The sequence below is a fragment of the Amycolatopsis rhizosphaerae genome (genome assembly GCF_007713715.1).
In the GTDB taxonomy this organism is placed as follows: domain Bacteria; phylum Actinomycetota; class Actinomycetes; order Mycobacteriales; family Pseudonocardiaceae; genus Amycolatopsis_E; species Amycolatopsis_E rhizosphaerae.
Genome location: NZ_VJWX01000251.1, coordinates 1 through 10,235, shown reverse-complemented (window position 1 = coordinate 10,235; position 10,235 = coordinate 1). Strand labels below are relative to the sequence as shown.

The 10,235-nt window shown below is 70.9% G+C and carries 11 protein-coding genes and 1 pseudogene; all 12 read left to right on the top strand.

Annotation, left to right across the window (positions count from 1 at the left end; translation table 11 throughout):
* Positions 1-67: 67 nt before the first annotated feature.
* Positions 68-1,096, top strand: a complete 1,029-nt coding sequence (gene argC / locus FNH05_RS22695; protein WP_144590736.1) for an N-acetyl-gamma-glutamyl-phosphate reductase — start codon at positions 68-70, stop codon at positions 1,094-1,096.
* Positions 1,093-2,253 carry a bifunctional glutamate N-acetyltransferase/amino-acid acetyltransferase ArgJ gene (gene argJ / locus FNH05_RS22690; protein ID WP_144590735.1) on the top strand — a complete coding sequence of 387 codons (1,161 nt, stop codon included), beginning with the start codon at positions 1,093-1,095 and terminating at the stop codon, positions 2,251-2,253. The genes argC and argJ overlap by 4 nt, the downstream gene beginning before the upstream one ends.
* Positions 2,250-3,167 (top strand): acetylglutamate kinase, encoded by a 918-nt coding sequence (argB, locus tag FNH05_RS22685; protein ID WP_144590734.1) that lies wholly within the window; start codon positions 2,250-2,252, stop codon positions 3,165-3,167. Before argJ ends, argB begins: the two co-directional genes overlap by 4 nt.
* Positions 3,167-4,375 (top strand): acetylornithine transaminase, encoded by a 1,209-nt coding sequence (locus FNH05_RS22680; protein WP_144590733.1) that lies wholly within the window; start codon positions 3,167-3,169, stop codon positions 4,373-4,375. Before argB ends, FNH05_RS22680 begins: the two co-directional genes overlap by 1 nt.
* A gap of 1 nt (position 4,376) precedes the next feature.
* Positions 4,377-5,306 carry an ornithine carbamoyltransferase gene (argF, locus tag FNH05_RS22675; RefSeq protein WP_144590732.1) on the top strand — a complete coding sequence of 310 codons (930 nt, stop codon included), beginning with the start codon at positions 4,377-4,379 and terminating at the stop codon, positions 5,304-5,306.
* Between the two features lie 16 nt (positions 5,307-5,322).
* On the top strand, positions 5,323-5,844 hold the full coding sequence (locus FNH05_RS22670) for an arginine repressor (protein ID WP_246127892.1): 522 nt from the start codon (positions 5,323-5,325) through the stop codon (positions 5,842-5,844).
* Entirely contained in the window at positions 5,837-7,036 is a 1,200-nt protein-coding gene (locus FNH05_RS22665; protein ID WP_144590730.1) for an argininosuccinate synthase, read from the top strand. The genes FNH05_RS22670 and FNH05_RS22665 overlap by 8 nt, the downstream gene beginning before the upstream one ends.
* A 7-nt stretch (positions 7,037-7,043) precedes the next feature.
* Positions 7,044-8,459, top strand: a complete 1,416-nt coding sequence (gene argH / locus FNH05_RS22660; protein ID WP_144590729.1) for an argininosuccinate lyase — start codon at positions 7,044-7,046, stop codon at positions 8,457-8,459.
* A gap of 55 nt (positions 8,460-8,514) precedes the next feature.
* A pseudogene (locus tag FNH05_RS40160) lies at positions 8,515-8,610 on the top strand (hypothetical protein); the annotation flags it as partial.
* Positions 8,611-8,690: 80 nt separating this feature from the next.
* The gene (locus FNH05_RS40155) at positions 8,691-8,981 is read left to right on the top strand and encodes a VOC family protein (protein ID WP_246127890.1); all 291 of its coding nucleotides are present in this window, start codon (positions 8,691-8,693) and stop codon (positions 8,979-8,981) included.
* Positions 8,978-9,610: a DNA-3-methyladenine glycosylase gene (locus FNH05_RS22650; RefSeq protein ID WP_144590728.1), complete on the top strand. Its 633-nt coding sequence runs from the start codon at positions 8,978-8,980 to the stop codon at positions 9,608-9,610. Before FNH05_RS40155 ends, FNH05_RS22650 begins: the two co-directional genes overlap by 4 nt.
* A gap of 23 nt (positions 9,611-9,633) precedes the next feature.
* A partial coding sequence (gene tyrS / locus FNH05_RS22645; RefSeq protein WP_144590727.1) for a tyrosine--tRNA ligase occupies positions 9,634-10,235 on the top strand: 602 nt, incomplete at its 3' end.

The window sequence follows — 10,235 nt, the reverse complement described above, 5'->3', positions numbered from 1 at the left end:
CTGTTGCGGTAGAGGCCGTCCCCCACCCGGATTGATTGATATTGCGTGGCGGTGCATAATCATTCGTATGACGGTGAAGGTCGCGGTGGCCGGGGCGAGCGGGTATGCGGGCGGAGAAGTCCTGCGCCTGCTGCTGGGGCACCCCGAGGTGGAAATCGGTGTACTGACCGCTGCCAGCAGTGCGGGCACTCGGCTCGGGCAGCACCAACCGCATCTGGCGCCGCTGGCCGGCCGGGTGCTGCGGGAGACGACGGCGGAAACCCTCGCCGGGCACGACGTGGTCTTCCTCGCCCTGCCGCATGGTCATTCGGCGGAGATCGCGGCGCAGCTCGGTCCGGAGGTGCTTGTGGTCGACCTCGGCGCCGATCACCGGCTGGCCGACCCGGCCGACTGGCGGCGCTGGTACGGCGGTGAGCACGCCGGCACCTGGCCCTACGGCCTGCCGGAGTTGCCGGGGGCGCGCGAGAAGCTGATCGGGACCAAGCGCATCGCGGTGCCAGGCTGTTTCCCGACCGGCGGTTCGCTGGCGCTCGCGCCGGCACTGGCGGCGGGGCTGGTCAGGCCGGAGGTCCACGTGGTCTCGGTGACCGGAACCTCCGGGGCGGGAAAGAGCCTCAAACCGCATCTGCTGGGCTCGGAGGTGATGGGTTCCGCGAGCGCCTACGGGGTCGGCGGCGCACACCGCCACACGCCCGAGTTCGCGCAGAACCTCAGCGCGGTCGCCGGGGAACGGGTCACCGTCTCGTTCACCCCGGTGCTCGCGCCGATGCCTCGAGGGATCCTCACCACGGCGAGTGCCCCCTTGACAGGCGAAACGGACACCGCGGCCGCCCGGGCCGTCTACGAGAAGGCTTACGACGCCGAACCCTTCGTGCAGCTGCTGCCCGAGGGCGTCTGGCCGGCCACGGCGGCCACGCTGGGGTCGAACAACGTGCAGATCCAGGTCGCGGTCGATGCCGACGCCGGAAGGCTGATCGTGATCACCTCGATCGACAACCTGACCAAGGGGACCGCGGGCGGCGCGATCCAGTCCATGAACCTCGCGCTCGGCCTGCCGGAAACCACCGGCCTTTCGACTGTAGGAGTAGCTCCGTGACCGTCACCGGACCGAAGGGATTCCGGGCCGCGGGCGTGGCCGCCGGGATCAAGGAATCCGGCGCCCTCGACCTCGCGCTCGTCGTCAACGACGGGCCGCAGCACACGGCCGCGGGGGTGTTCACCCGCAACGCGGTGAAGGCCGCGCCGGTGCTGTGGTCGCAGGAGGTGCTGCGCCACCAGCGGCTGCGCGCCGTGGTGCTCAACTCCGGCGGGGCGAACGCGGCGACCGGGCCGGGGGGATTCCAGGACACGCACGCCACCGCGGAGAAGGTCGCCGAAGTGCTGGGGACCGGGGCGATCGACGTGGCCGTGTGCTCCACGGGGCTGATCGGCGAGCGCCTGCCGATGGATGCCGTGCTCTCCGGCGTGGTCACCGCGGCCGGGGCACTGGACGCCACGCGCGAGGCGGGCCTTGCCGCGGCCACCGCGGTGATGACCACCGACAGCGTGCCCAAGCAGAGCTGGAAGAGCCACAGCGACGGCTGGAGCATCGGCGGTTTCGCCAAGGGGGCCGGGATGCTCGCGCCGAACCTCGCCACGATGCTCGTGGTGCTCACCACCGATGCCGTGATCGCGCCGGAGGCGCTGGACGCGGCGCTGCGGGCGGCCGCCAGGGTCACCTTCGACCGGCTGGACGTCGACGGGGGCACCTCGACCAACGACACGGTGCTGGTGTTGTCCTCGGGGGCGAGCGAGCTGTCCCCGCGCGTCGACGACTTCACCGAACTGCTCACCGCGGTGTGCCTCGACCTCGTGTACCAGTTGCGGGCGGACTCCGAGGGGGCGACCAAGGACGTCGACGTGATCGTGCGTGGCGCGGCCAGCGAGCAGGACGCGATCAACGTGGGCCGCACCGTGGCGGAGGACAACCTGGTGAAGACCGCGCTGTTCGGCTCGGACCCGAACTGGGGCCGGATCGCGATGGCGGTCGGCCGGTCCCAGGCCGAGGTGGATCCGAACACGCTGGCCATCGCGATCAACGGCGTCACCCTGTTCGCGAGTGGGACCACCGCGGCCGACCGCACCAAGGTCGACCTCGGCGCGCGTGCGATCGAGATCGCGATCGACCTGGGCATCGGGTCGAGCACGGCCACGATCTACACCACCGACCTCTCCCACGGTTACGTCGAAGAGAACAGCGCGTACTCGTCATGACCACGTCCGAAAACCTGGTCGCGGCGGACGACCGGCTGGCCACCGCCGCGGAGAAGGCCGGTGTGCTGATCGAGGCGCTGCCCTGGCTGCAGCGGTTCCACGGGGCGACCGTGGTGGTCAAATACGGCGGCAACGCGATGATCGACGACGAGCTCAAGCAGGCCTTCGCCCAGGACATGGTGTTCCTGCGCATGGTCGGTCTGCGGCCGGTCGTGGTGCACGGCGGCGGGCCGCAGATCACCGCGATGCTCGAGCGCGTGGGCCTCGTCGGGGAGTTCAAGGGCGGCCTGCGGGTCACCACGCCGGAGACGATGGACATCGTGCGGATGGTGCTGGTGGGCCAGGTCAGCCGTGAGCTGGTCGGCCTGATCAACAGCCACGGCCCGTACGCGGTGGGCATCTCCGGCGAGGACGCGCAGCTGTTCATCGCCGAGCGCAAGCACGCCACGGTGGACGGCAGGCCGGTCGACGTCGGGCTCGTCGGCGAGGTCGCCTCGGTCAACCCGGACGCGGTGCTGGACATCGTCAACGCCGGCCGCATCCCGGTCGTGTCCACGGTGGCCCCCGATGCCGACGGCGTGGTGCACAACGTCAACGCGGACACGGCGGCGGGAGCGCTGGCCGCGGCGCTGGGCGCGGAGAAGCTGGTCGTGCTCACCGACGTCGAGGGCCTGTACGCGAACTGGCCCGACCGGTCCTCACTGGTCGACCGGCTGCGCGTCGACCGGCTCGAACAACTGCTGCCCACGCTGGCCAGCGGCATGATCCCGAAGATGGAGGCCTGCGTACGCGCGGTGCGCGGCGGGGTCCGCAGCGCCCACGTCATCGACGGCCGCATCGCGCATTCGGTACTGCTCGAAGTCTTCACATCCCGCGGCATCGGCACCATGGTGCTGCCCGAAGAGGAGTCCTGATGAACCAGATGACCTCGAACGCCGACGCTCAGGAGCACTGGCGGTCCGCCCTGATGGGCAACTACGGCACTCCGCAGCTGGCGCTGGTCCGCGGTGAGGGCGCCAAGGTGTGGGACGCCGACGGCAACGAGTACCTCGACCTGCTCGGCGGCATCGCGGTGAACGCGCTCGGTCACGCGCATCCGGAAGTGGTGCGCGCGGTGACCGAGCAGATCAGCCGCATCGGCCACACCTCGAACCTCTACCTCAACCCGGTCGCCGTGGAGCTCGCGGAGACGTTGCTGGACGTCGCGGGCCTGCACGGCAACGGGAAGGTGCTGTTCGTCAACTCGGGCGCGGAGGCGAACGAGGCGGCCATCAAGATCAGCAGGCTGACCGGCCGGACCAAGATCGTCGCCTGTGAGGGGGCCTTCCACGGCCGCACCATGGGTTCGCTCGCGCTGACCGGCCAGCCGTCCAAAAAGGAGGCTTTCGAGCCGGTGATGCCGGGCGTGGTGCACGTCCCGTTCGGCGACGTGGACGCACTGCGCAGGGTCGTCGACACCGAAACCGCCGCGCTGGTGCTCGAGCCGATTCTCGGCGAGGCTGGGGTGATCCCCGCTCCCGACGGATACCTCCAGGCGGCCAGGGAGATCACCAAGGAGGCCGGTGCCCTGCTGATCCTGGACGAGGTGCAGACGGGCATCGGCCGCACCGGGTCCTGGTTCGCCTTCCAGCAGGCCGGGATCGTGCCGGACGTGATCACGCTCGCCAAGGGGCTCGGCGGCGGACTCCCGCTGGGCGCCGTCATCGGGGCCGGCGCGGCGGGCGAGCTGCTCAAGCCCGGCCAGCACGGCACCACCTTCGGCGGTAACCCGGTGTGCTGTGCGGCGGGACTGGCGGTGCTGCGTACGATCGCCCGCGACAACCTCGTCGACCACGTTGCCGCACTGGGCAAGGATCTCGCCCACGGGATCGAGGAGCTCGCGCATCCGCTGGTCGGTGGTGTTCGCGGGGCGGGCCTGCTGCTGGGCATCGCCTTGAGGCAGCCGGTCGCCCCGGCCGTCGCGAAGGCCGCGCAGGAGGCCGGTTACCTGGTCAACCCGGTGGCCGCCGACGCCATCCGGCTGGCGCCACCCCTGATCCTGAGCCATGAGCAGGCCGAGGGCTTCCTCGCCGCGCTCCCGGGCGCACTCGACAGTGCGGCCGGCACCACCGGTAAGGAATGACATGCCACGCCACTTTCTCCGCGACGACGACCTGACGCCCGAGGAGCAGCTCGCCGTCCTCGACCTCGCCGACGAGCTCAAGCGGGACCCGCTCGGCAACCGGGCACTGAGCGGACCGAAGTCCGTCGCCGTGCTGTTCGAGAAGAACTCGACCCGGACTCGGCTGTCGTTCGAGGTGGGCATCGCCCAGCTCGGCGGCAACCCGATCATCGTGGACGGCCGCTCGATGCAGCTGGGCCGCGAGGAGACCATCGAGGACACCGCGCGGGTGCTGTCCCGGTACGTGGACGCGGTGGTCTGGCGCACCTTCGCCCAGCAGCGCATCATCGCGATGGCCTCGGCGGCGACGGTTCCGGTGGTCAACGCGCTGACCGACGAGTTCCACCCCTGCCAGGTGCTGGCGGACCTGCAGACGATCCGGGAGCGCAAGGGCAGGCTGGCCGGGCTCACCCTGACCTATCTCGGTGACGGCGGCAACAACATGGCGCACTCGCTGCTGCTCGGCGGCACCACCGCGGGCCTGCACGTGCGGGTCGTGGCGCCCGAAGGCTTCCAGCCGCTGCCCGACGTGGTGGAGGCGGCGGGCAAGCGGGCGGCCGAAACCGGCGGCAGCGTGACCGTCCTGCAGGATCCGAACGCGGCGGTGGACGGCGCGGACGTGCTCGTCACCGACACCTGGACCTCCATGGGCCAGGAGAACGACGGACTGGATCGCGTGACGCCGTTCAAGAAGCTCCAGATCAACACCGAGCTGCTGGCGGAGGCGGCGGCGGAGGCGGTGGTGCTGCACTGCCTGCCGGCACACCGGGGCTGGGAGATCACCGACGAGGTGCTCGACGGCCCGGCGAGCGCGGTGTGGGACGAGGCGGAGAACCGGCTGCACGCGCAGAAGGCGCTGCTGGTGTGGCTGCTGTCGCGGGAGGGTGCGTAACCGCATGGCTTCGCCGATGAGCCGGGCCGCACGCCAGGCCAGGATCACCGAACTCGTGTCCACGATGGCCATCCGCAGCCAGACCGAGCTCGCGAAGATCCTGGCGGCCGAGGGGATCGAGGTCACGCAGGCCACGTTGTCGCGTGACCTGGACGAACTGGGCGCGGTGAAGCTGCGGGGCGCGGACTCCGGGGCACCGGTGTACGTCATCCCCGAGGACGGCAGCCCGGTCCGGGGGGTGCAGGGCGGCACGTCCCGGCTTTCGCGCCTGCTGGCCGAGCTGATGGTGTCGGTGGATGCCTCGGGCAACCTCACCGTGCTGCGCACGCCGCCCGGCGCGGCGCAGTTCCTGGCCAGCGCCATCGACCGGGCGGCGCTGGAGGAGGTGGTCGGGTCGATCGCGGGCGACGACACGGTGGCGGTGATCGCGAGGGAACCGCTGTCCGGCCGGGATCTGGCCGACCGGTTCACCGCACTGGCCCGGCGCTCGTCTACTTTGGACCTCAGCGGCAACGGCAGGGAGAACGGGAATGGCTGAACGGGTCGTGCTCGCCTATTCCGGTGGCCTGGACACCTCGGTCGCCATCGGCTGGATCGGCGAGGAGACGGGGGCCGAGGTGGTGGCCGTGGCCGTCGACCTCGGGCAGGGCGGCGAGGACATGGAGACGATCCGCCGCCGGGCGCTCGCCTGCGGTGCGGTGGAGGCGGTCGTGGCCGACGCGCGGGACGAGTTCGCCGACGGCTACTGCCTGCCCGCGCTCCAGGCCAATGCGCTGTACATGGACCGCTATCCGTTGGTGTCCGCGCTGTCGCGCCCGGTGATCGTCCGGCATCTGGCGAAGGCGGCGAAGGAGTTCGGCGCCACCACGGTCGCGCACGGCTGCACGGGCAAGGGCAACGACCAGGTGCGGTTCGAGGTCGGCCTGGGTGCGCTCGTCCCCGACCTGAAGGTGGTCGCGCCTGCCCGGGACTTCGCCTGGACGCGCGAGAAGGCCATCGCCTACGCCGAAGCGCGTGACCTGCCGATCGACGTGACGAAGAGGTCCCCGTTCTCCATCGACCAGAACGTGTGGGGCCGCGCCGTGGAGACCGGGTTCCTCGAGGACCTGTGGAACGCGCCCACCGAGGACGTCTACGCCTACACCGAGGACCCCGCCGGCCACTTCGGTTCCCCGGACGAGCTGGTGATCACCTTCGACCGCGGGGTCCCGGTCGCGATCGACGGCGAGACGGTCACCATGCTGGAGGCGATCCAGCAGCTGAACCGCCGTGCCGGGGCGCACGGCGTCGGCAGGCTGGACATGGTCGAGGACAGGCTGGTCGGCATCAAGAGCCGCGAGGTCTACGAGGCCCCCGGCGCGATCGCCCTGATCACCGCGCACCAGGAACTCGAGAACGTCACCATCGAGCGTGACCTGGCCCGGTTCAAGCGTCAGGTCGAGCAGCGCTGGGGCGAGCTGGTGTACGACGGCCTGTGGTTTTCCCCGCTCAAGGAGGCTTTGGACGCGTTCCTCGCGCGAAGCCAGGAGCGGGTTTCCGGCGAGATCCGGTTGCGCCTGCACGGGGGCGCCGCCGTGGTCACCGGCCGGCGCAGCGACGAGTCGCTGTACGACTTCAACCTGGCGACTTACGACGAGGGCGACACCTTCGACCAGTCCCTGGCCAAGGGATTCGTCCAGCTGTGGGGCCTGCCGAGCAAGATCGCCGCCAAGCGCGACCAGAAAGGCTGAAAAGAGCGTGGGAGACACAGGGCAGCCGGTGCAGCTGTGGGGCGGCAGGTTCGCCAGCGGACCGGCCGAGGCGATGGCGAGGCTGAGCGCGTCGACGCATTTCGACTGGCGTCTGGCGCCCTACGACATCGCGGGGTCCCGCGCGCACGCCCGCGTGCTGCGGAACGCGGGCCTGCTCACCGAGGACGAACTGAACGGGATGCTGGCCGCGCTCGACCGGCTCGCCGAGGACGTCGCGTCCGGTGCGTTCACCCCGGCCGCCGGGGACGAGGACGTCCACACCGCACTCGAACGCGGGTTGCTGGAACGGGCCGGGGCCGAACTCGGCGGCAAGCTGCGCGCGGGCCGCTCCCGGAACGACCAGGTGGCCACCCTGTTCCGGATGTGGCTGCGCGACGCGGCCCGCCGGGTCGCGTCCGGCACGCTCGACGTGGTCGATGCCCTGGTGGCGCAGGCCCGGCGGCATCCGGATGCCGTCCTGCCGGGACGCACCCATCTGCAGCACGCCCAGCCGGTGCTGCTGGCACACCATCTGCTCGCGCACGCGCACGCGTTGCTGCGGGACGTGGACCGTCTGCGGGACTGGGACGGCCGCGCGGCGGAATCGCCGTACGGTTCGGGAGCGCTGGCCGGGTCCTCCCTCGGCCTCGACCCGGAGGCGGTGGCGAAGGAACTGGGGTTCGACACCAGCGTGGAGAACTCCATCGACGGCACCGCGTCCCGGGATTTCGCCGCCGAGTTCGCCTTCGTGCTGGCGATGCTCGGCGTGAACCTTTCGCGCATCGCCGAAGAGGTCATCATCTGGAACACGGCCGAATTCGGCTACGTCACGCTCGACGACGCGTGGGCCACCGGCAGTTCGATCATGCCGCAGAAGAAGAACCCGGACGTCGCCGAGCTCACCCGCGGCAAGTCCGGCAGGCTCATCGGCAACCTCACCGGACTGCTCGCCACCCTCAAGGCGATGCCGCTGGCCTACAACCGGGACCTGCAGGAGGACAAGGAGCCGGTGTTCGACTCGGTGGAGCAGCTCGAACTGCTGTTCCCCGCGATCGCCGGGATGCTGGGCACGCTCACGTTCCACACCGGCAGGCTGGCGGAGCTGGCCCCCGCCGGTTTCACGCTCGCCACCGACATCGCGGAGTGGCTCGTCCGGCAGGGGGTGCCCTTCCGGGTCGCCCACGAGGCGGCGGGGGAGTGCGTCCGGGTCGCGGAGTCGCGGAACGCGGGCCTGGAGGACCTCACCGACGAGGAGCTGGAGAAGATCCACCCGGCGCTGACCCCGCGGGTGCGGGAGGTGCTCACCGTGGCGGGCTCGGTCGCCTCGCGTGCCACGCGGGGCGGCACCGCTCCCGCGCGCGTTGCCGAACAGCTCGACCGGCTCGACGGGCGGGTGGCCGTCTTCCGGAAGTGGATTTCCTGAAGGGCTGGGTGACCGCACGGCGGCATGACGGGCTCGGGGGCCCGGTCGGGTACACATGGAGTCTGTGAGGCCCCGAATCGATCACCTGGTGTATGCGACACCGGATCTGGAAGAAACCGTCGCCCGGCTGACCGCCCGAGGAGTGCGGCTCGCACCTGGTGGCCCGCACGTCGGGCTCGGCACGAGGAACTTCCTGACGGCGTTCGACGACGGCACCGGGGGCCGCAGCCGATGTCGCGGCGACGGCCGGACGGCGTGCTGCTTTCCTGGGAACTGGCCTTCCCGCCCGACGGGGACGGGGTGGTGCCGTTTCTCATCGACTGGCGGGACTCGCCCCATCCGGCGGCGAGTGCGGTCCGGGGCGGGCGTCTCGCCGCGTTCCGTGGCGTCCACCCCGAGCCCGCGCTCGTCACCGGCAAGCTGGACGCGCTGGGGCTCGCACTGCGCGTGGACCCGGGAGAGCGACCGGGCCTTACGGCCGAGCTGGCCCTGCCCACCGGCGAGGTAGTGGTGCTGCGATGAGGCTGTTCGCACGGGAGGAACTGGCCGTCGATCCGGTCGAGCTGGCGCGGCTCCTTCTCGGTGCCGTGATCGAGACCACCTCGCCCGAGGGCGTCGTCGCCGCACGCCTGGTGGAGGTGGAGGCCTACCGGGGGCAGGACGATCCGGCGTCGCACTGCTACCGAGGCCGCACACCGCGCAACGAGGTGATGTGGGGTCCGGCCGGTCACCTGTACGTCTACTTCGTCTACGGCATGCACTTCTGCGCCAACGTGGTCGGCAGGGCGGACGGTGAAGCCGGCGCCGTACTGCTGCGCGGGGCCGAAGTGCTGTCGGGCACCGGCGTGGCCCGCGGCCGCAGGAAGGCCTCGCGGCGCGACGAAGACCTGGCCTGCGGGCCCGCGAGGCTGACCACCGCGCTGGGCATCGGCCCCCAGCACAACGGGGCCGATCTGCTCGACCCGGCCTCGCCGGTGCGCCTGCTCACCGGCGAAGAGGTGCCGTCCGGCCGGATCCTCAGCGGACCGCGGGTCGGTGTCGCCGCCGCGAGGGACACCCCGTGGCGGTTCTGGGTCGACGGCTCGGGCTCGGTGTCCGCGTACCGTCGGGGTGGACGCCGGGTGCCGCCGACCCGGCCACTAACCGATTGACCTGGTACGGGAGTATTCGAGGCGTGAGCGAACACATTCTCGACGAACTGTCCTGGCGCGGGCTCATCGCGCAGTCCACCGACCTCGACGCGCTGCGGAAGGACCTGGACGCCGGTCCGCTCACCCTGTATGGCGGCTTCGACCCGACCGCGGACAGCCTGCACGCCGGGAACCTGGTCCAGTTGCTGACGCTGGCCCGGTTCCAGCGCGCCGGTCACCGGCCGATCGTGCTCGCCGGCGGGGCCACCGGGCAGATCGGCGACCCACGGGACGTGGGGGAGCGGACCCTGGTGAGCCGGGAGGTCACCGCGCAGCGGCTGGAGCGGATCCGCGGCCAGCTGACGAAGTTCGTCACCTTCGACGACTCGTCCACCGGGGCGGTCATCGAGAACAACCTCAACTGGTTCGGCGAGGTCACCGCTCTGGACTTCCTGCGGGACGTTGGCAAGCACTTCTCGATCAACGTCATGCTGTCCAGGGAGACGGTGCGACGCCGGCTGGCCTCCGACGGGATGTCGTACACGGAGTTCAGCTACCTGCTCCTGCAGTCCTACGACTACCTGCGGCTGTTCCGGAAGTACGGCACGAAGCTGCAGATCGGCGGCTCCGACCAGTGGGGCAACAT

Coding starts and splice junctions, on each gene's coding strand:
- FNH05_RS22670 (WP_246127892.1), top strand. CDS start 5,323: ATGAGCCGGGCCGCACGCCAGGCCAGGATCACCGAACTCGTGTCCACG.
- FNH05_RS40155 (WP_246127890.1), top strand. CDS start 8,691: ATGTCGCGGCGACGGCCGGACGGCGTGCTGCTTTCCTGGGAACTGGCC.
- argC (WP_144590736.1), top strand. CDS start 68: ATGACGGTGAAGGTCGCGGTGGCCGGGGCGAGCGGGTATGCGGGCGGA.
- FNH05_RS22650 (WP_144590728.1), top strand. CDS start 8,978: ATGAGGCTGTTCGCACGGGAGGAACTGGCCGTCGATCCGGTCGAGCTG.
- FNH05_RS22680 (WP_144590733.1), top strand. CDS start 3,167: ATGAACCAGATGACCTCGAACGCCGACGCTCAGGAGCACTGGCGGTCC.
- argF (WP_144590732.1), top strand. CDS start 4,377: ATGCCACGCCACTTTCTCCGCGACGACGACCTGACGCCCGAGGAGCAG.
- argB (WP_144590734.1), top strand. CDS start 2,250: ATGACCACGTCCGAAAACCTGGTCGCGGCGGACGACCGGCTGGCCACC.
- FNH05_RS22665 (WP_144590730.1), top strand. CDS start 5,837: ATGGCTGAACGGGTCGTGCTCGCCTATTCCGGTGGCCTGGACACCTCG.